This window comes from Allobosea sp. TAB14, from assembly GCF_052113865.1.
GTDB lineage: Bacteria > Pseudomonadota > Alphaproteobacteria > Rhizobiales > Beijerinckiaceae > Allobosea > Allobosea spartocytisi.
Genome location: NZ_JBFRDQ010000130.1, coordinates 1 through 18,865 on the forward strand (window position 1 = coordinate 1; position 18,865 = coordinate 18,865).

At 66.5% G+C, this 18,865-nt stretch carries 19 protein-coding genes; 10 read left to right on the plus strand and 9 right to left on the minus strand.

Going from position 1 to position 18,865, the window contains the following annotated elements; genetic code table 11:
• Positions 1-232 precede the first annotated feature (232 nt).
• The 3 genes from AB4Y99_RS18815 to AB4Y99_RS18825 are packed head-to-tail and all read right to left on the minus strand — an operon-like array spanning position 233 to position 2,744.
• Complete coding sequence (locus AB4Y99_RS18815; protein ID WP_429067611.1) at positions 233-1,432, minus strand: vWA domain-containing protein; 1,200 nt, start codon at positions 1,430-1,432, stop codon at positions 233-235.
• Positions 1,429-1,809 carry a nuclear transport factor 2 family protein gene (locus AB4Y99_RS18820; protein ID WP_038358512.1) on the minus strand — a complete coding sequence of 127 codons (381 nt, stop codon included), beginning with the start codon at positions 1,807-1,809 and terminating at the stop codon, positions 1,429-1,431. Before AB4Y99_RS18820 ends, AB4Y99_RS18815 begins: the two co-directional genes overlap by 4 nt.
• Positions 1,810-1,859: 50 nt before the next feature.
• A complete protein-coding gene (locus AB4Y99_RS18825) occupies positions 1,860-2,744 on the minus strand; it encodes an AAA family ATPase (protein WP_441524384.1) in 885 nt (294 codons plus the stop codon).
• 68 nt (positions 2,745-2,812) lie between these two features.
• Between AB4Y99_RS18825 and AB4Y99_RS18830 the strand changes: the two genes are divergently transcribed.
• Positions 2,813-3,166, plus strand: a complete 354-nt coding sequence (locus AB4Y99_RS18830) for a nuclear transport factor 2 family protein (protein ID WP_038358516.1) — start codon at positions 2,813-2,815, stop codon at positions 3,164-3,166.
• Between the two features lie 129 nt (positions 3,167-3,295).
• On the opposite strand, the gene AB4Y99_RS18835 is transcribed toward AB4Y99_RS18830, so the two are convergent.
• The 3 genes from AB4Y99_RS18835 to AB4Y99_RS18845 all read right to left on the minus strand — a co-directional run bounded on the left by AB4Y99_RS18835 (position 3,296) and on the right by AB4Y99_RS18845 (position 7,077).
• On the minus strand, positions 3,296-4,102 hold the full coding sequence (locus tag AB4Y99_RS18835; RefSeq protein ID WP_441524385.1) for an FAD binding domain-containing protein: 807 nt from the start codon (positions 4,100-4,102) through the stop codon (positions 3,296-3,298).
• 17 nt (positions 4,103-4,119) lie between these two features.
• On the minus strand, positions 4,120-6,483 hold the full coding sequence (locus tag AB4Y99_RS18840; protein ID WP_441524386.1) for a xanthine dehydrogenase family protein molybdopterin-binding subunit: 2,364 nt from the start codon (positions 6,481-6,483) through the stop codon (positions 4,120-4,122).
• A gap of 93 nt (positions 6,484-6,576) precedes the next feature.
• Entirely contained in the window at positions 6,577-7,077 is a 501-nt protein-coding gene (locus AB4Y99_RS18845; protein ID WP_162720209.1) for a (2Fe-2S)-binding protein, read from the minus strand.
• Positions 7,078-7,246: 169 nt separating this feature from the next.
• On the opposite strand from AB4Y99_RS18845, the gene AB4Y99_RS18850 reads away from it, so the two are divergent.
• A complete protein-coding gene (locus tag AB4Y99_RS18850) occupies positions 7,247-8,581 on the plus strand; it encodes a methyl-accepting chemotaxis protein (RefSeq protein ID WP_441524387.1) in 1,335 nt (444 codons plus the stop codon).
• A gap of 18 nt (positions 8,582-8,599) precedes the next feature.
• Here the strand turns inward: AB4Y99_RS18850 and AB4Y99_RS18855 are convergent, their stop codons facing one another.
• Positions 8,600-9,052 carry an SRPBCC family protein gene (locus tag AB4Y99_RS18855; RefSeq protein WP_441524388.1) on the minus strand — a complete coding sequence of 151 codons (453 nt, stop codon included), beginning with the start codon at positions 9,050-9,052 and terminating at the stop codon, positions 8,600-8,602.
• A gap of 155 nt (positions 9,053-9,207) precedes the next feature.
• Here AB4Y99_RS18855 and AB4Y99_RS18860 point away from each other — a divergent pair, with 155 nt between their 5' ends.
• Both AB4Y99_RS18860 and AB4Y99_RS18865 read left to right on the plus strand, forming a co-directional pair.
• Positions 9,208-10,467, plus strand: coding sequence for an aconitase X (locus tag AB4Y99_RS18860; protein WP_441524389.1), 1,260 nt, complete (start codon positions 9,208-9,210; stop codon positions 10,465-10,467).
• Complete coding sequence (locus AB4Y99_RS18865) at positions 10,458-10,895, plus strand: aconitase X swivel domain-containing protein (protein WP_441524390.1); 438 nt, start codon at positions 10,458-10,460, stop codon at positions 10,893-10,895. Before AB4Y99_RS18860 ends, AB4Y99_RS18865 begins: the two co-directional genes overlap by 10 nt.
• A 5-nt stretch (positions 10,896-10,900) precedes the next feature.
• Here the strand turns inward: AB4Y99_RS18865 and AB4Y99_RS18870 are convergent, their stop codons facing one another.
• Positions 10,901-11,431 carry a flavin reductase family protein gene (locus tag AB4Y99_RS18870; protein WP_051987458.1) on the minus strand — a complete coding sequence of 177 codons (531 nt, stop codon included), beginning with the start codon at positions 11,429-11,431 and terminating at the stop codon, positions 10,901-10,903.
• Between the two features lie 608 nt (positions 11,432-12,039).
• Between AB4Y99_RS18870 and AB4Y99_RS18875 the strand changes: the two genes are divergently transcribed.
• From AB4Y99_RS18875 to AB4Y99_RS18900, 6 genes are all read left to right on the plus strand, one after another.
• Positions 12,040-12,963 carry an ABC transporter permease subunit gene (locus AB4Y99_RS18875; protein WP_038358524.1) on the plus strand — a complete coding sequence of 308 codons (924 nt, stop codon included), beginning with the start codon at positions 12,040-12,042 and terminating at the stop codon, positions 12,961-12,963.
• 13 nt (positions 12,964-12,976) lie between these two features.
• Positions 12,977-14,365, plus strand: coding sequence for a high-affinity branched-chain amino acid ABC transporter permease LivM (gene livM / locus AB4Y99_RS18880; protein WP_441524393.1), 1,389 nt, complete (start codon positions 12,977-12,979; stop codon positions 14,363-14,365).
• On the plus strand, positions 14,365-15,222 hold the full coding sequence (locus AB4Y99_RS18885) for an ABC transporter ATP-binding protein (protein ID WP_441524391.1): 858 nt from the start codon (positions 14,365-14,367) through the stop codon (positions 15,220-15,222). Before livM ends, AB4Y99_RS18885 begins: the two co-directional genes overlap by 1 nt.
• A 2-nt stretch (positions 15,223-15,224) precedes the next feature.
• Complete coding sequence (locus tag AB4Y99_RS18890; RefSeq protein ID WP_038358534.1) at positions 15,225-15,950, plus strand: ABC transporter ATP-binding protein; 726 nt, start codon at positions 15,225-15,227, stop codon at positions 15,948-15,950.
• Positions 15,951-16,075: 125 nt separating this feature from the next.
• A complete protein-coding gene (locus AB4Y99_RS18895; RefSeq protein ID WP_441524392.1) occupies positions 16,076-16,450 on the plus strand; it encodes a DUF6867 family protein in 375 nt (124 codons plus the stop codon).
• 133 nt (positions 16,451-16,583) lie between these two features.
• Positions 16,584-17,699: a branched-chain amino acid ABC transporter substrate-binding protein gene (locus AB4Y99_RS18900; RefSeq protein WP_038359919.1), complete on the plus strand. Its 1,116-nt coding sequence runs from the start codon at positions 16,584-16,586 to the stop codon at positions 17,697-17,699.
• Positions 17,700-17,842: 143 nt separating this feature from the next.
• On the opposite strand, the gene AB4Y99_RS18905 is transcribed toward AB4Y99_RS18900, so the two are convergent.
• A complete protein-coding gene (locus AB4Y99_RS18905) occupies positions 17,843-18,568 on the minus strand; it encodes a DUF1028 domain-containing protein (protein ID WP_038359920.1) in 726 nt (241 codons plus the stop codon).
• Between the last annotated feature and the right edge of the window lie 297 nt (positions 18,569-18,865).

Here is an 18,865-nt window from a genome sequence, read left to right on the forward strand (position 1 = left end):
GGTCTCGACGACGGTCGCGATGGCGACTCCACGGCCGGCCGCCGCCCATTCCTCGGCAGCGCGCAGGATATCGGTTTCGGTGCTGATCATGATGCCAATCTCCTCAGCCCTCATCCTGAGGAGCCGCGAAAGCGACATCTCGAAGGATGTTCCAGAGCAGGCTGGAGCATCCTTCGAGACGCGATCTGCGATCGCTCCTCAGGATGCGGGCTAGCTCCGCTAAGATCATGCCTCAACCCGTCTTCTTCAACCAGAGCCGCGGATCGCTCTCCCGCTCTGCGTCCCGCGACAGCGCGGCGCAGAGATCGGCCATCGCCGCGAGGTTGTGGATCGGCCGGAACGAGTCGACATGCGGCAGCATCGCCTTGATGCCGCTGGCGCGCGCCGCGAAGGCATCGTAGCGCAGCAGCGGATTGAGCCAGACCAGTTGCCGGCAGGAGCGATGCAGCCGATCCATCTCGAAGGCGAGGCTGTCATCGAGATGGCGCTCCAGCCCGTCGGTGAAGAGCAGCACCACCGCCCCGCCCGACAGAACCCGCCGCGACCAGACGCGGTTGAACGTGTGCAGCGCCGTCGCGATCCGCGTGCCGCCCTCCCAGTCGGGCGCCGCCTTGCCGGCCAGCGCCAGCGCCTCGTCGGGGTCGCGCGCCTTCAGCATGCGCGTGACATTGGTCAGTCGCGTGCCGAAGACGAAGGAATGCACGCGCCGGCGCTTCTCGGTCAGCGCATGCAGGAAATGCAGGAAGATGCGCGAATATTCCGCCATCGAGCCGGAGATATCGACCAGCGCGACGACCGGCGGATGCACCTGCCCCCGCTCGCGGAAGGCGAGGTCGATCGAGCCGCCCCCGCCGCGCAGCGAGCGGCGGAAGGTGCGGCGCGGATCGATGCGCAGGCCCCGCGCCGCCGCCCGGAAGCGCCGCGTTTCAATGCTGTCATCCGGCAGGCTGAGCTCGGCGATGAGTTGCTTGGCGCGCGCGATCTCCGCCGCGCTCATCTGGGCGAAGTCGCGCGACTTCAACATCTCGCGATCGGAGACGGTGAGTCGCGCCGTGAGCTCGGTGAGCTCCGCCGGCGGCTCGTCCTCGCGTGGCGGCGGGGTGAAGGCTTCCGCCACCCTGAGCGCCCCGGCTTCCGCCTTCTCCGGCTGGCGCTCGGCGCCGGGCGAGACCGGCGACATCTGCGCCATGATCTTCTCGATCAGGTTGCGCCGGCGCCAGAACAGCCGGAAGGCCTGGTCGTAGACCGCGCTGTCCTCATGCTTCTTCACGAAGATCGCATGCAGCGCCCAGTACATCTCCTCGCGCCCGCCGAGCGCGCCCTCGGCCAGCGCCTCGACGGCCTCGGTGACGGCCCCTGGCCCGACCGGCAAGCCGGCCGCGCGCAAGGCACGGGCGAAATAGGCGACGTTCTCGGCGAGCTTCCCGCTCACGCCCCGACCGTCTCCGTCATGAACACCTTCTGGACGATCTGCCAGCGGCTCTCGATCTTCAGCAGGGACAGAAGGTCGGTGAAGTAGCGCGGCGGCATCTGGCACTTGACCTTGACCAACGCCAGCGTCGGCCCGACGAGATCGATGGTCAGGATGTGGTCGTCGCGCTGAAGCCCGCTCGCCTGTGGCGACGGCCGGTTGCGCACCAGTTCGAGCCATTGATCGCACGGCAGGATCTGGATCGTGCCGTCCTCGCGGGCCGTGGTCAGCGCGCTGGTGGGATGGAAGACATGGGCGAGCTTCTCGGCGTTGCCCTCATAGAGCCCGTCGAGATAGGTCCGCACCGTGGCTTCGACGGCCTTGATGTCCGCATTCATGACAGCCTCCCTCGCGCCTCGCCAATCGGTCTGCTGCCGCGGTCGATGGATCAGCGCCCCGCCTCGGCCTTGGCCTGATCCAGCAGCTCCTTCACCTTCGAGCCCTGCATCGCCTGGATGTCGTCCTGATACTTCAGGAGCGCGCCCAGCGTATCGGAGACGATCGCGGGATCGAGCGCAACCGCATCGAGCTCGACCAGCGCCGTCGCCCAATCCAGCGTCTCGGCGACGCCCGGAGCCTTGAACAGCTCTTCCTTCCGGATCGCCTGCACGAAGCCGACCAGCTGCTTCGAGAGCTTGCCCGGCGCCTCCGGCACGCGCGCCTTCAGGATGGCGAGTTCGCGCACCGCATCGGGATAGCCGACCCAGTGATAGAGGCAGCGCCGCTTCAGCGCGTCATGGATCTCGCGCGTGCGGTTGGAGGTCAGGATCACGATCGGCGGCTCGGCCGCCTTGACCGTGCCGAGCTCGGGGATCGTCACCTGCGCATCGGCCAGTACTTCCAGCAGGAAGGCCTCGAAGGCTTCGTCGGTGCGGTCGAGCTCGTCGATCAGCAGGATCGGCGGCCCGCCCTCCTGCGGCTCCAGCGCCTGCAGCAGCGGCCGCTTGACCAGATATTTCTCGGAGAAGATATCGCCTTCCAGCCGCTCGCGGTCTCCGGCAGCACCACCCGCCTCCGCCAGCCGGATCGCCATCATCTGCCCGGCATAGTTCCACTCATAGACGGCGGAGGCGAGGTCGAGCCCCTCATAGCACTGCAGCCGGATCAGCCGGCGCCCAAGCCCCGCCGCCAGCACCTTGGCGATCTCGGTCTTGCCGGTGCCGGCCTCGCCCTCCAGCAGCAGCGGCCGCTTCATCCTGAGCGCCAGGAACAGCACGGTCGCGAGCGCACGGTCGGCGACATAACCCGCGGCGCACAGCCATGCTGCTGACATGGCGGGGTGGCAGGAATTGTAGCCTCCAGCCGCCGGCCTTCCGACACGAAGACAACGGAGCACGGATCATGAGCACCGAACAGATCGCCAAGGATTTCACCGCCCTCCTCAAGGAAGGCAAGCACGACGAGGCCGCCAGCCGCTTCAACGCCGAGGATATCGTCAGCTACGAGAACATGCCGGGGCCGATGGCGGTCTGCCGCGGCAAGGAAGCGGTCAGGCAGAAGGGCGAATGGTGGGCCGCCCATCACGAGATGCACGACTTCAGCAGCGAAGGTCCCTATCTCAACGGCGACCAGTTCGCGGTCCGCTTCCATGTCGACGTCACCGTCAAGGAAACCGGCGAACGGCGGATCATGGACGAAGTYGGCCTCTACACGATCGGAGACGGCAAGATCGTCGAGGAACGCTTCTTTTATTGACGCCCTCGCGTCATTCCCGGGCGAAGCAAAGCGCAGACCCGGGAATCTCGTGACGAGAAGGCGCTGATTGGCGCCGTCCCCGGCCTGAGATGCTCGGGTCAAGCCCGAGCATGACGCGCGATGGCCAGCTCAGGCTTTTCCTGTCGCCTGCGCCACGGCCTGCTTGGCCATCACGCCGATCAGATGGGCGCGGTATTCGGCATCGGCATGGATGTCGCCATTGATGCCCTTCGCCGTATGCTTCAGCCCGTCCAGAGATTTCGGCGCGAAGCGGGTCTTCAGCGCGGCTTCTGCTTCGGGCCAGCGGAAGACCCCGCCATCGCCCGCCCCCGTCACCGCGACGCGGATCTCGCTGCCGCGCTTGGCGACGAAGACGCCGACCATAGCGTAGCGCGAGGCCGGGTTGCGAAACTTGGCATAGCCCGCCTTGGAGGCGATCGGGAACGAGACCTTGGTGATGATCTCGCCCTCCTCCAGAGCCGTCTCGTAGAGTCCGGTGAAGAAGTCTTCGGCCGTCAGCTTGCGCTTGTTGGTGACGACGGTGGCGCCCAATGCCAGCAGCGCCGCCGGATAGTCAGCCGCCGGATCGTTATTGGCGACCGAGCCGCCGATCGTGCCGCGATGGCGCACATGCGGGTCGCCGATATGCCCGGCGAGATAGGCCAGAGCCGGGATCGCGCTCTGCATCTCGGGCGAGTCCGCGACCTCCGCATGCGTCGTCATCGCGCCGATGACGATGTTGCGGCCCTTGACGGTGATGCCCTTGAGATCGGCGCAGGCGCCGAGATCGACCAGCGCCGACGGTGAGGCCAGCCGCTGCTTCATCGTCGGCAGCAGGGTATGGCCGCCGGCGAGGAGCTTGGCGTCCTCCTTCTTGGCGAGCAGCGTCGCCGCCTGCCGGGCGCTGGTGGGCTTGTGATAGGTAAAAGCGTACATCGGCTTGTCCTTTCAGCTCACTCGGCCGCCATGCGGCTGATCGACTTCTGCGCCGCGCGCCACACCGCCTGCGGCGTGGCGGGCATCGCGATGTCCTCATGTCCGAGCGCGTCGGTGATGGCGTTGATGACGGCGGGCGGAGAGGCGATGGCCCCGGCCTCACCGCAGCCCTTGATGCCGAGCGGGTTCGACGGGCATGGCGTCACCGTCATCCCGACATCGAAGAAGGGCAGATCGTCGGCGCGCGGCATGGTGTAGTCCATGAAGCTCGCGGTCACGAGCTGGCCGTCGGCATTGTAGCGCGCGCCTTCGAGCAGCGCCTGGCCCACACCCTGGGCGATACCGCCATGGACCTGCCCCTCGACGATCATCGGGTTGATGATGTTGCCGAAATCGTCGACCGCCGCCCAGCGCTCGATCGTCGTCACGCCGGTCTGCGGATCGATCTCGACCTCGCAGATATGGACGCCAGCCGGGAAGGTGAAGTTGGTCGGGTCGTAGAACGCCCCCTCCTTCAGCCCCGGCTCYAGCTCCTGCCCGTTGAACTTGTGCGCGACATAGGCCTGCAGCGCGCAGGAGCCGAAATCGAGCTTGCGGTCGGTGCCCTTCACCGCGAAATGCCCGTCCGCGAAATCGATATCGGCCTCGTCGGCCTCCAGCACATGGGCGGCGACCTTCTTGCCCTTGGCGATCACCTTGTCGATCGCCTTGAAGATCGCGGACATGCCGACCGCGCCCGAGCGCGAGCCATAGGTGCCCATGCCCATCTGCACCTTGTCGGTGTCGCCATGGATGATCGAGACGTTGTCGATGGGGATACCGAGCCGGTCGCTGACAAGCTGGGCGAAGGTCGTCTCATGGCCCTGGCCGTGGCTGTGCGAKCCSGTSAGCACCTCGACSGTSCCRACSGGRTTGACCCGSACCTCSGCCGATTCCCACARRCCGACGCCRGCSCCSAGCGAGCCGACCGCRGCCGAMGGYGCRATRCCGCAGGCCTCGATATAGGAGGAGAAGCCGATGCCGCGCAGCTTGCCGTTGCGGGCGGAGTCGCGCTTGCGCTTGCCGAGCCCCTTATAGTCGATCATCTCCAGCGCCTTCTTCAGCGAGGCGCCGTAATTGCCGGCATCGTACATCATGATGACCGGCGTCTGGTGCGGGAACTTCTTGATGTAGTTCTGCATCCGGAACTTGGCCGGATCCTTGCCGAGCTGGCGCGCCGTGATCTCGATCAGGCGCTCGACCACGAAGGTCGCCTCCGGCCGCCCGGCGCCGCGATAGGCATCGACCGGGGCGGTGTTGGTATAGACCGCGTCGACCTCGCAATAGATCGCCGGAATGTCGTACTGCCCCGACAGAAGCGGCGCATAGAGATAGGTCGGCACCGAGGAGGAGAAGGTCGAGAGATAGGCGCCCAAATTGGCGGTGGTGTGCACCTTCATGCCGAGGATCTTGCCCTCGGCATCGGTCGCGAGTTCCGCGTGGGTGACGTGGTCGCGGCCATGCGCGTCGGAGAGGAAGGCTTCCGTGCGGTCCGCCGTCCACTTCACCGGCCGCCCGACCTTCTTCGCCGCCCAGACGCAGACCGTCTCCTCGGCATAGATGAAGATCTTCGAGCCGAAGCCACCGCCGACATCCGGCGCGATCACGCGCAGTTTGTTCTCCGGCGCGATGCCGATGAAGGCCGAGAGCACGAGCCGCGCCACATGCGGGTTTTGGCTGGTGGTGTAGAGGGTGAAGATGCCCTCCCCGTCATCATAGTCGCCGACCGCCGCGCGCGGCTCCATCGCGTTCGGCACSAGGCGRTTRTTGACGAGGTCGAKCTTCGTGACGTGCTTGGCCGCCTTGAASGCCTTYTCGGTCGCRKCCTTGTCGCCGAGATGCCAGTTGAACACGCTGTTATCGGGCGCCTCGTCATGGACCACGGTCTTGGCCCCGACGGCTTTGGCCGTATCGACCACGGCGGGCAGCTCCTGGTAGTCGACCGCGATCGCCTCGGCGGCATCCTTCGCCTGCGCCAGAGTCTCGGCCACCACCACGGCGACATGGTCGCCGACATAGCGGACCTTGCCCTGGGCCAGCGCCGGATGCGGCCCGGCGCGCATCGGCGAGCCGTCCTTGTTGTGGATCATCCAGCCGCAGATCAGGCCGCCGATCTTGTCGTTGGCGAGATCGGCGCCGGTGAAGATGCCGATGACGCCGGGCATGCCGGCCGCGGCCTTGGTGTCGATCGACTTGATCTTCGCATGGGCATGCGGCGAGCGCAGGAAATAGGCATGGGCCTGGCCCGGCCGGTTGATGTCGTCGGTATAGCGGCCCTGGCCTGTGATGAAGCGGTGGTCTTCCTTGCGGCGGACTGCGGCGCCGATTCCGGTGGCGGACATGGTGTTCCCTCCTCGCACGGCGCCTCTCGCGGGCGCCTCACTGCCTGGAACGCATGAAGGACGAAAAGCCCGCGCCTCGGCGCGAGCCGAGACTCACTCGGCAGCCTGACGCACCGGTGCGGCGCCCTTGCCCATCGCCTCCGCCCCGGCGGCGATCGCCTTGACGATGTTATGGTAGCCGGTGCAGCGGCAGATATTGCCGTCGAGATCCTCGCGGATCGTCTTCTCATCGAGGGTGTGGCCGCGACGGTTCACCATGTCGACGGCGGCCATGATCATGCCCGGCGTGCAGAAGCCGCATTGCAGGCCGTGATGCTCGCGGAAGGCCTCCTGCATCGGATGCAGCGTGCCGTCATGGGCAAGGCCCTCGATCGTGGTCACGCTGGCGCCGTCGACCGCCACGGCGAGCGTGGTGCAGGATTTCACCGCCTTGCCGTCGAGATGCACGACGCAGGCGCCGCACTGGCTGGTGTCGCAGCCGACATGGGTGCCGGTCAGGCGCAGGTTTTCCCGGAGCAATTGCACCAGAAGGGTGCGCGGATCGACATTGGCGGAGACGGCCTTGCCGTTCACCGTCAGAGAAACAGTGGTCATGAGCATATCTCCTGTGACCCTCCCCCGGCGCACCTGTGAGCGATCACCTCGGTGAAGCCGGCTCCCCTCCCGGAGCGGCTTGCCTCATCAGGCAGCTTTTCCTTGGAATGGATCAAAACGGAGTGTGGACCGATGACCGGCCCCCTGAGCGAGCCGCACCGTGCCGTTGATGATGGACCAAATTCAGCGACGGCTGAACGCGATCGGCTTCAACGACCCCCAACGCCGCCGGCTGCAGCTCTACCGGCCCATCGTCGACCGCATGATCGACGGCCTCGTGGCGGCCGATTTCGAGCGCGCCTTCGCCATCCACGCCACGCTTCGCGACCGCGTCGCCGCCGTTTCCGAGACCCTCCACGCCGCCGAGGCGGAGCATTTCCGCCTGCTGTTCGCGGGCACGTTCGACGAAGCTTATATCGCTTCGATGAATCGGCTCTGCGAACTCGAGCGGCAGGCCGACGTCCGGACCCGGGCGCGCGCTTCCATCGCTTTCTCGCTGCTCCGGGAGCTCTGCCTGGAGAGCCGGCGCCGCTTTCTGCTCTCGCCACGGCAGTTCGCCGAGGATCTCTTCGTCATCGAGCGTGTCCTGACCTACGACGTCAACACGGCGATGACGATCAATCAGGAGAGCGAAGCCGAGGAAGCCCGCCGCCGGAGCATCGCGCTCGACGAGACGGCGGCAACGCTCAAGAGCCGCATCGGCCGCCTCGACGACACGATCAGCGGCGCGGTCGAGCAGTTCGTCTCGACCGCCTCCGAGACCGGGCGCGCCACCGCCTTCATCAAGGATACGGTCGGCAAGGTGGCCCGGGCCTCGGTCTCCGTCCGGGAGAAGTCGTTCCAGACTGCCGCCGCGACGGAGGAGATGTCGGCCAACCTCGCCGATATCGGCCAGCGCGCCCTGAAGAACCTGACGATCACCAACCAGGCCGTGCTCGACACCGCGCAAATGAACGACGCCGTTGAGCGCCTGCGCGAGGTGACGGGCAGCATCGGCAAGGTCGTCGGCATGATCGCCGACATCGCCGCCCAGACGAATCTGCTGGCGCTCAACGCCACCATCGAGGCCGCACGTGCCGGCGAGGCGGGGCGCGGCTTCTCCGTGGTCGCCTCCGAGGTCAAGTCGCTGGCGACCCAGACCGCCAGCGCCACACAGGACATCGCCGGTCAGATCGCGGAACTGGCGGCGAGCGCCGAGGCCTGCAGCACGCACGCCGCCGCCATCGCCGCGACGGTCGATGCCATCCGCCACGATTCGGAGGCGATCTCCGAGGCCGTTTCCCTGCAGAGCACGGTGACCGCCAGCATCGCGCGCGATGCTTCGATGGTCGCGCAGAGCTCGGACGAGGCGATCGCCAGCGCCACCGCCGTCAATGACAGCCTCGACATGACGCACCGGACCCTGGAGCGCGCCAACGCCGCGGCGGCCGACATCGCGCTGCAGGTCGGCTCGGCGGAAGCCACGGTCAGCAAGGCGCTGGAAGCGCTGCGCAAGGCGTCCTGAGGGCCGCGATCGGCCGCCTCAGCCCTCGCTCACCGCCTTGGCGAAATTGGCGAAGAACTCGTCGGCGAGCTTCTTCGACACCGAATCGATCAGCCGCGAGCCGAGCTGCATCAGCTTGCCGCCGACCTGCGCCTCGACCTCGTAGCGCAGCAGCGTCTGCCCGGCCTCGGCATCGGAGAGCATGACCTTGGCGCCACCCTTGGCGAAACCGGCAATGCCGCCCTCGCCTTCGCCCTGGATGCGATAGCCGTTGGGCGGGTCGAGATCGGTGAGCTCGACCTTGCCCTTGAAGGTCGCCTTCACCGGGCCGAGYTTSACCTTCACCACCGCYGACAKATGCGTRTCGTCGTCCTTGGTGAGCTGRTCGCAGCCGGGGATGCAGGCCTTCAGCACATCGGCATCGTTGAGCTTCGCCCAGACGACCTCCTTGCTGGCCGGCAAGGTCGCCTCGCCGCTCATCGTCATCGCCATGGCGCGTCTCCGTATTGCTTCGGCCGGGTGCAGCGGTTGCGGCTGGCCCGGCTCGCAGGGTATCCAGTCCCCTATCCATGGTCGAAAATCCCTTGCCTGCACAAGGGCCAGATCGGCGGCCATCGTCCGGTCGCTCTTTCCGCTGAAGAGGTTCGATGGTCGAGCTCTCCGCCGATGAACGCGCCGTCGCCACCGGAGAGCGCGGCGAAGGTGCCGCGATGGCGCTGCGCATCGTGGCCGAGGCCGCCCGCCTCATGGGCGCGCCCGGGCTCATCCCCATCGCATCCGCCCATATCGACGGCGCGCTCTACCATGGCGATTCCGGCACGCTCTTCGCCGAGCGGCTGGTGGAGGGCGGCGCGCGGGTCGCGGTGCGGGCGAGCCTGAATGTCGGTGCGCTGACGCCGGCGGGCTGCGCTGTCGTCCGGCTGCCTCCGCATGAGCATGAGATGGCGCGGCGGATGAYGCGCGCCTACGAGGCCATGGGCTGCGAGCCGAGCTGGACCTGCGCGCCCTATCAGGCCGGACACCGCCCCGTCGCCGGCACGGACGTCGCCTGGGGCGAATCCAATGCCGTCGTCTTCTGCAATTCGGTGCTCGGCGCGCGTACCAACCGCTATGGCGACTTCCTCGACATCGCCTGCGCCATCAGCGGGCGCGCGCCGGATTACGGCCTGCACCGGCGGCAGAACCGCCTGGCATCGCTGGTGATCGACACGACCGGGCTGTCGCCGGAGCTGCGCCGTTCCGACGTGTTCTATCCGGTGCTCGGCACGATCCTCGGCCGCCGCGCCGGCAGCGCCGTCGCCGTCATCGATGGCCTGCAGGACTACACCACCGAGGACCGGCTGAAGGCGCTGGGCGCAGCGGCTGCATCGGCCGGCGGGGTCGGTCTCTTCCATGTCGCCGGCATGACGCCGGAGGCACCGGACGTCGCGGCGGCCTTGGGCGGCGAGCCGCCACGGGAGCGCATCATACTGGCGCCGGGCGATGTCGCCACCGCGCTCGCCGGTCTCTCGACCGCCGGCGGGACCGGCCGCATCGACGCCGTCGCCATCGGCTCGCCCCATCTCTCGCCGGCCGAGGTCGACGAGCTCGAACGGCTGCTCGCCGGCCGGCGGCTCAGGCTCCCGCTCTACGCCAATACCGGCCGACACGTGTTGGCACCGCTCGAACGCTCCGGCCGGCGCAAGGCACTGGAGCAGGCCGGCATCGTCTTCGTCGTCGATACCTGCGTCGTCGTCACCCCGATCCTGCCAGAACTCGACGGCGCGGTGCTGATGACCAATTCCGGCAAGTTCGCCCATTACGCGCCCGGCAACACCGGCTACGCCGTGATCTACGGCTCGCTCAGCGAATGCGTCGAGAGTGCCGTCGCCGGCCGTCTCGTCAGGGAACCGCGGCAATGGAGCTGACCGCCGAGCCGCTCATCCCCGGCGCGCCGACAAGCGGCCTCTGCCTCGCCCTTACGGCGCCGATCAGCTTCTGGGGTGGCGTCGATCCGCGCAGCGGCACCATCATCGACGCGCGTCATCCCGAGCGCGGCCGCAACATCGCCGGCACGGTGCTGGCCCTGCCCGGCACCGTCGGCTCGTCTTCCGCTTCCGCCGTGCTGCTGGAGCTCGTCCATGCCGGCAAGGCGCCGGCCGCCCTGCTGATGGATGAGCCCGACGCCATCCTGCTGCTCGGCCTGATCGTCGCCCGCGAGATGGGCTGGCCGACGCCGCCCGCCTTCCGCCTCTCCGCGGAAGAACAGAAGGCCCTCTCCGGCCGCAGAATCATGCTGTCGGCAGCTGGGCGGCTCGCATTCGCCGCGGCCGATGGTGAAACGTCCGGCGGGTAGCCGACTCAGACCGCCTCGAAGCGGCGACGGCGATAGATCAGGCTGCCGCCCAGATCGTTCTCGGGCGCCCGGCCGCCGAGCCCCACCACCTCCCCGATCAGGACACGGTGGCTGGCGATGTCATGCACGGAGACGAGCCGGCAATCGAAGGCCGCGAGCGCATCGAGCAGGGCCGGAGCGCCGGTGACGAGCTCGGTCCAGCGATCGGCCGCGAACCGCTCCTCGCCCTGGAGGCCGCGCCGGCTGGCGAAGATCTCGGCGGTCTCGACGCCATGCGCCGGCAGCGTGTTGATGCAGAAGATGCCGCTCGCCTCGATCGCGGCCAGCGTGCGGCTGGAGCGCTCGATGCAGACGAGGACGGTCGGTGGCGTGTCCGAAACCGAGGCGACGGCGGTCGCCGTCATGCCGAGCCGGCCCGCCGGCCCCCGCGCGGTCACCACATGCACGGCGCTGGCGACCTGCGCCATCGCATCGCGATAAGCCTGTCCCGTGAGTGGTTCCGCCAGCGGCGGGAGAGGTTGGATGGTCTTTGTCATCAGCTCTGCGGCTCATGCTGCGACTGGCGCGCAACCCTGCCCATGTAGCCGCTCGCGGCGGCGATTGCCAGACGAGCCCGGCTCGCGCGGCCCGTCGCGCCACCACAGGGAGAGCCGCTCTTCCGAGAGGCACTGCCGGCGCCCGCCATGGCTCCGCCACAGCCCCGCACCCGAGTCGGCGCCCACCTCGACGGTCTCCTGCCCTCGACGGCCAGGATGGGCCGGGGGTCCGTCCCAGCATCATACCTTCGCATGAAGGGAGGAGCCACAATCACGCTTGCGTCAGATGGATTCGCGTCCGGTCGTCGTCCCGGCGCCAGACCCGTGAAGCGACCCCGGGCGGCGAAAATCGCAGTCCCCGGCTCATCGCACGCCAAAATCCACGCGCCCAGCGCACAATCATCATGCGTGAAATGCGCGCGGCGCCGCAGAGAGTTCTGCACATTCTCGAGGCAATTCGCGCGAGATTGCTTTTGACAGAAATACGGCCCGGAGTGATTGTCGTCAGCGCAAGCCGTTGGTAGCTCTGCGCGGCAATCGCATCCCGCATGCGCCAGCGACATGCTGACGACAAGAACGGGAGCTGGTTCGAGGGGTCGGCGTCTTCAATGGAAGTATTTCTGCAGCAGCTCATCAATGGGCTGACATTGGGATCGATCTACGGTCTCATCGCCATCGGCTACACGATGGTTTTCGGCATCATCGGCATGGTGAACTTCGCCCACGGCGACATCTTCATGCTGTCCGCCTTCATCGCGCTGATCTTCTTCATGCTCGTGACGGCGGTCCTCGGCACCAGCGCCGGGATGGTGCTTCTGGCGCTGGTCATCGTGCTGGGCCTGGCAATGTTCTTCACCTCGCTGTGGAATTGGACGATCGAGCGGGTGGCCTACCGGCCGCTGCGCGGCTCCTTCCGGCTCGCGCCGCTGATCTCGGCGATCGGCATGTCGATCTTCCTGTCGAATTTCGTGCAGGTGGCGCAGGGCCCGCGCAACAAGTCGATCCCGCCGATCCTGAACAAGTCGATCACGCTGATCGACAGCGCGACCTACTCGGTCCAGATCTCCTACAAGCAGATCGTCATCATCGTGACGACGGCGGTGCTCCTGCTGGCCTTCTGGTACATCGTACAGAAGACGCCCCTGGGCCGCGCCCAGCGCGCCTGCGAGCAGGACCGCAAGATGGCCGCCCTGCTCGGCATCGACGTCGACCGCACCATCTCGATCACCTTCATCATGGGCGCGGCGCTCGCAGCCGTCGCCGGCGTGATGTACCTCGTGCTCTATGGCGTGGTGAATTTCGCCGACGGCTTCACACCTGGCGTCAAGGCCTTCACGGCCGCGGTGCTCGGCGGCATCGGCTCGCTGCCCGGCGCCGTCCTCGGCGGCCTGCTGATCGGCCTGATCGAGGTGATGTGGTCGGCCTATTTCACCATCGACTACAAGGACGTCGCCGCTTTCTGCATCCTTGCCATCGTGCTGGTGTTCATGCCCTCCGGCATCCTCGGCCGGCCGGAAGTCGAGAAGGTCTGACGCCATGGCGACGATCCAGACCAAGACCGGCCAGGCCGCCGCACCGGCCCGGGGCCGCGATATCAAGGCCGCGCTGAAGGAGGCCGGCTTCGCCGCCCTCGTCACCTTCGGCCTGTGCATTCCCATCATCGCCTGGGGCACGCGCCAGAACATGGACAACGTGCTGGTCCTCGACCAGCGCTGGGAGGCTGTCGCCTGGGCCGTCGCCATCGTCTTCATCGGCCGCTTCCTGGTGGCGCTGCGCCAGCAGAGCCGGGTCCCCGGCAAGCCGGCGGTGCGCCTCCTGCCGCATGGCACGATCGCCTTCTTCCAGCGCCATTCGCGCCTGTTCTCGCTCTTCGGCCTCGGTTTCCTCGTCGCTTTCCCGGCAATCGCGATCGGCCTCACCGGCTGGGGCGGCTCGCTGAAATGGATCGACAATTTCGGCGTCCAGATCCTGATCTACGTCATGCTCGGCTGGGGGCTGAACATCGTCGTCGGCCTCGCCGGCCTGCTCGATCTTGGCTACGTCGCCTTCTACGCCGTCGGCGCCTATTCCTACGCGCTCCTCGCCAAGAATTTCGGCCTGTCCTTCTGGATCCTGCTGCCGCTCGCCGGCTTCCTCGCCGCCTTCTGGGGCATGCTGCTCGGCTTCCCCGTGCTGCGCCTGCGCGGCGACTATCTCGCCATCGTGACGCTGGCCTTCGGCGAGATCATCCGCCTCGTCCTGGTGAACTGGACGAACTTCTCGAACGGCTATGCCGGCATCTCCGGCATCCCGCGCCCCAGCTTCTTCGGCATCCCCTTCACAGCGAATGATGACGGCTTCGCCGCGGTGTTCGGACTCGAATTCTCACCATTGTACCGAACGATCTTCCTCTACTATCTGATCCTATGCCTGGCCTTGCTGACGGCCTTCGTGACGCTGCGATTGCGCCGCTTGCCGGTCGGGCGCGCCTGGGARGCGCTGCGCGASGACGAGATCGCCTGCCGCTCGCTCGGCATCAACACCACCAACACCAAGCTCACCGCCTTTTCCATCGGTGCCATGTTCGGCGGCTTCGCCGGCTCCTTCTTCGCCGCGCGCCAGGGCTTCATCTCGCCTGAATCCTTCACCTTCATGGAATCGGCGGTGATCCTCGCCATCGTCGTGCTCGGCGGCATGGGCTCGCTCTGGGGCTGCGCCATTGCGGCGATCGCGATGATCGGCGGCACCGAGTTGCTGCGCGAGCTGGAATGGATGAAGGCGATCTTCGGCGCCGATTTCGACCCGACCAAATACCGCATGCTGATCTTCGGTTTCGCCATGGTCGTCATCATGATCTGGAAGCCGCGCGGCCTGATCTCGGTGCGCGAGCCCACCGCCTTCCTGAAGGAGAAGAAGACGATCTCCTCCGACCTCGTGCAGGAGGGTCACGGCTGATGGCCAACGCTCCCGCAGCCCACGGCCGCCCTCTCCTCGAGGTCGAGCACGTCACCATGCGCTTCGGCGGCCTGACCGCCGTCAACGACCTCTCCTTCGAGGCGCGCAAGGGCGAGATCACCGCCCTGATCGGCCCCAACGGCGCCGGCAAGACCACGGTGTTCAACTGCATCACCGGCTTCTACAAGCCGACGCAGGGCATGATCACCCTGACCCAGGAGGATGGCGCGAGCTTTCTGCTGGAGCGGATGCCGGACTTCCGCATCTCCTGGAGGGCAAAGGTCGCCCGCACCTTCCAGAACATCCGCCTCTTCGGCGGCATGACSGTKCTGGAGAAYCTGCTYRTCGCSCAGCACAACCCGCTGATGATCGCRTCGGGCTTCACCTTCCTCGGCGTGCTCGGCATCGGCGGCTACAAGGCGCGCGAGAAGGAGGCGATCGAGAAGGCCAAGTTCTGGCTCGACAAGATCAACCTGACCGCACGCGCCGACGATCCCGCCGCCGACCTGCCCTATGGCGATCAGCGCCGGCTCGAGATCGCGCGGGCCATGTGCACCGACCCCGTCCTGCTCTGCCTCGACGAGCCGGCCGCCGGCCTGAACCCGCGCGAGAGCCACGATCTCAACACGCTKCTGCWMTCGATCCGCAGYGAACTCGGCACCGCCCTGCTGCTGATCGAGCACGACATGTCGGTGGTCATGGAAATCTCGGACCACGTCGTCGTGCTCGACTACGGCACCAAGATCGCCGACGGCACGCCGGCCGAGGTGCAGGCCGACCCGAAGGTCATCGCCGCCTATCTCGGCGTGGATGACGAGGAGGTCGAAGAGGTCGGAGCGGAGGTCGGCATCTCGTGACTATGACCCAGCCTCTCCTCGCCGCCCGCGGCGTCAAGACCTATTACGGCAAGATCATCGCGTTGAAGGGCATCGACATCGACGTCAATGCCGGCGAGATCGTCACGATGATCGGCGCCAACGGCGCCGGCAAATCGACGCTGATGATGACGATATTCGGCAATCCRCAGGCCCGCGAAGGCACGATCACCTATGAGGGCCGCGACATCACCCGGCTGCCGAGCCACGAGATCGCACGGCTGGGAATAGCGCAATCCCCCGAGGGAAGACGCATCTTCCCGCGCATGACGGTGTTCGAGAACCTGCAGATGGGCGCAGCCGTCCGCAATTTCGAGCATTTCGACGAGGATCTCGAGAAGATCTGCGTGCTCTTCCCGCGCATCAAGGAGCGGCTGCAGCAGCGCGGCGGCACCCTGTCGGGCGGCGAGCAGCAGATGGTCGCCATCGCGCGCGCCCTGATGGCCCGGCCGAAGCTGCTGCTGCTGGACGAGCCCTCGCTCGGCCTGGCGCCACTGATCGTCAAGCAGATCTTCGAGGCGATCCGCGAGCTCAACAGGACGCAAGGCCTGACCGTCTTCCTGGTCGAGCAGAACGCCTTCCATGCCCTGAAGCTCGCTCATCGCGGCTATGTCATGGTCAACGGCGTCATCACCATGAGCGGCACGGGCAAGGAACTGCTGGCCAACCCGCAGGTCCGCGCCGCCTATCTCGAAGGCGGACGGCACTGATCGCGGCAGCGGAAACCGAATGGTCTCCGCTGCAACTTTTTGATGAGAGACGGCTGCCTGCCCGCCATGCCATCGCTAGGGTGATGTCGGCGGTTCTGGAAGCCCGGTGAAGCCTGGAGCATCTGATGCAAGGCATCGTCTACGAAGAACCGACGATCTGGCTCTTCCTGCTGGTCACGGTGGTGATGGGCGGCTGGCTCGCCTGGATGTCGGGCCGCGCCATCGCGCTGACTTGGCGGCCGAACTGGCAGCTCGTCGTCTACATGATGGTGCTGGGCCTGTTCGTACGCYTCATCCATTTCGCGCTGTTCGAGGCGACGCTGCTGACGATCCATTACTATCTGGTCGACGTGGTGGTGCTGCTCGTCTTCGGCTTTGCGGGCTGGCGCTACAACCGCGCCAAGCAGATGACGCGGCAATATCATTGGCTGTTCGAGCGCGCTGGCCCCTTCGGCTGGAAGCCCCGCCCGGGCGCCGTGATCAAGCCGGAATTGACCTGAAAGTTTGACGAGCTTGTCGCGTGACAGGCTGCTCGAAACGCGCAAGACTGCGGTTTGGAGCGGCAAAACGCGCCGAGACGGGCCTAAGGAGATTGGCCCGTTTGAACGGATCCTTAGAGGGGAGTTGCATMTCATGAAGAAACTGCTGTTGGGCGGCATCGCGCTCGGCGCGGTCCTCGCCTTCTCGGGCGTGGCCAATGCTCAGATCAAGCTCGGCGTCGGCGGCCCGATCACTGGTCCGAACGCCGCTTTCGGCGCTCAGCTCAAGAACGGCGCCGAGCAGGCGGTCGAGGATATCAACGCCGCCGGCGGTGTCCTCGGCCAGAAGATCACCGTCAGCACCGGTGACGACGTCTCCGATCCGAAGCAGGGCGTCTCCGTCGCGAACAAGTTCGTCGGCGACGGCGTCAAGTGGGTGGTCGGGCACTTCAACTCCGGCGTCACCATGCCGGCCTCGGAAGTCTATGCCGAGAACGGCATCCTGATGATCTCGCCTTCGGCCACCAATCCGAAGATCACCGAGCGCGGCCTCTGGAACACCTTCCGGACCTGCGGCCGTGACGACCAGCAGGGCGCTGTCGCTTCGGCCTATCTGCTGAAGAACTTCAAGGACAAGAAGATCGCCATCGTCCACGACAAGACGACCTACGGCCAGGGCCTCGCCGACGAGACCAAGAAGGGTCTCAATGCGGGCGGCGTCAAGGAAGTGCTCTACGAAGGCGTGAACGCCGGCGAGAAGGACTTCTCGGCCCTCGTCTCGAAGATCAAGGCGGCAGGCGCCGACTATCTCTACTGGGGCGGCCTGCACACCGAGGGCGGCCTGATCGTGCGCCAGATGCGCGACCAGGGCCTGAAGACCGTGCTCGTCTCGGGTGACGGCATCACCACCGACGAGTTCGCCACGATCGGCGGCCCCGGCGTCGAAGGCACGCTGATGACCTTCCCGCCGGACCCGCAGAAGCGCCCGGAGGCGGCCGCCGTCATCAAGAAGTTCGAAGCCAAGAACTTCAAGCCGGAAGCCTACACGCTCTACAGCTACGCCGCGGTCCAGATCATGGCCGAGGGCGCCAAGCGCGCCAACTCGGTCGATCCGAAGAAGATCGCCGACGCGCTGCATGGCGGCCAGCCGGTCAAGACCGTGATCGGCGACATCGGCTTCGACAAGAAGGGCGACATCACCCGTCCGGACTACACCGTCTACACTTGGAAGAAGGGTGCCGACGGCAAGATCACCTATGTCGAGAACTGATCTCGACGGCTGATTGCAGCCCTCGCGGAAAAGAGCCCGCCCCGGACCTTCCGGGGCGGGCTTTTTCTATGGGGCGGGAATGCTCGACGCCGCGAAGGTTTTATCGGGCGGACAGCGGAATATCCTGCGAATGGGACCGGCGGCTACTCGGGATGCCCAGCGTTCCACGACTCGGCATATTCGGCGCATTTGCGATAGACGGCATCTCGATCCGTAAAGCCCGCCGGATGCGAGCGGGACGGCAGGGCAGTCTGAAAGGGCACATAGCCCTGATGGGCCAGCCGCCAGAGCCGCCGGAGCTCGTTCAGGGGCTCGGGATGGTCGTCGACACGCAAATCGAAGCTCGGAAACGGGGCTTCGGTCCAGATGCGAATGGCGCAGGATTGCCTGCCCCGGCTGTCGCCGCCCGCTTGCTCGCCAGCCTCCATGGCCACGATCAGGCGCTCGTCGAAATCGAGCGTGGGCGCGGCCATATAGGCCTTGAGCGTTTCCTCGACGACTTGCGGTCCTGCCAACATGTTTCCCGCGACGGAAACCTGCGGACCGCAAACGCTGCCGCTCCATGCGATGCATGCCGGGCCGGTATAAGCCGCCACATCGCCCGCGCGATCGATCACATGCAGCTGCCTGTGATCGCGGCCTTCGTCCGACCCGGACAGAGCCGAGACGATGTCGCGTGCAGAACAACCTTCCTGAAGCATCCTCAGCCCGTCGACGCCGAAGAATGGATTTGCGAAGGCCTGCGTCGCGATGGCGCCGGTCCGACCTGCGCCGTAGGGGACGACCGCCCCAACCGCCAGCGCCTTCGACGCGCACAAGACGCCAAACGCTCCGGTTCGCGCGTCCTGCGCAACGATGGACCAGGTCATGCGCCGCTCCTTGTTCTTCAAGGAGTGGCCATAGCCAGCTTCTCGCGCTTCTCAAAGCGCCGTCCGAAACGGGGCGGTGGCGACGACACAAAAGGCCCGGTCTCCACGCGGAGACCGGGCCTTTCATGCATCCATGGAACCAGCGAACCCGGTCAGCCCGCCCGCTTGGTGACGACCGTCAGGACACCGTCATTGTTCAGCTGGGCGATGAGCACGTCGCTGGACTTGAACCCTTTCGCCTCGACCGCCGACTTCACCATCGGAGCGTTTTCGATCGCCTTCTGGAGCTGCTGCTGC

What these genes read in the sequence shown, in the direction of transcription:
- AB4Y99_RS18820 (WP_038358512.1), bottom strand. Translation starts at nt 1,809, where the DNA reads ATGAATGCGGACATCAAGGCCGTCGAAGCCACGGTGCGGACCTATCTC.
- AB4Y99_RS18825 (WP_441524384.1), bottom strand. Translation starts at nt 2,744, where the DNA reads ATGTCAGCAGCATGGCTGTGCGCCGCGGGTTATGTCGCCGACCGTGCG.
- AB4Y99_RS18835 (WP_441524385.1), bottom strand. Translation starts at nt 4,102, where the DNA reads ATGTACGCTTTTACCTATCACAAGCCCACCAGCGCCCGGCAGGCGGCG.
- AB4Y99_RS18845 (WP_162720209.1), bottom strand. Translation starts at nt 7,077, where the DNA reads ATGACCACTGTTTCTCTGACGGTGAACGGCAAGGCCGTCTCCGCCAAT.
- AB4Y99_RS18850 (WP_441524387.1), top strand. Translation starts at nt 7,247, where the DNA reads ATGATGGACCAAATTCAGCGACGGCTGAACGCGATCGGCTTCAACGAC.
- AB4Y99_RS18865 (WP_441524390.1), top strand. Translation starts at nt 10,458, where the DNA reads ATGGAGCTGACCGCCGAGCCGCTCATCCCCGGCGCGCCGACAAGCGGC.
- AB4Y99_RS18870 (WP_051987458.1), bottom strand. Translation starts at nt 11,431, where the DNA reads ATGACAAAGACCATCCAACCTCTCCCGCCGCTGGCGGAACCACTCACG.
- AB4Y99_RS18875 (WP_038358524.1), top strand. Translation starts at nt 12,040, where the DNA reads ATGGAAGTATTTCTGCAGCAGCTCATCAATGGGCTGACATTGGGATCG.
- AB4Y99_RS18900 (WP_038359919.1), top strand. Translation starts at nt 16,584, where the DNA reads ATGAAGAAACTGCTGTTGGGCGGCATCGCGCTCGGCGCGGTCCTCGCC.
- AB4Y99_RS18905 (WP_038359920.1), bottom strand. Translation starts at nt 18,568, where the DNA reads ATGACCTGGTCCATCGTTGCGCAGGACGCGCGAACCGGAGCGTTTGGC.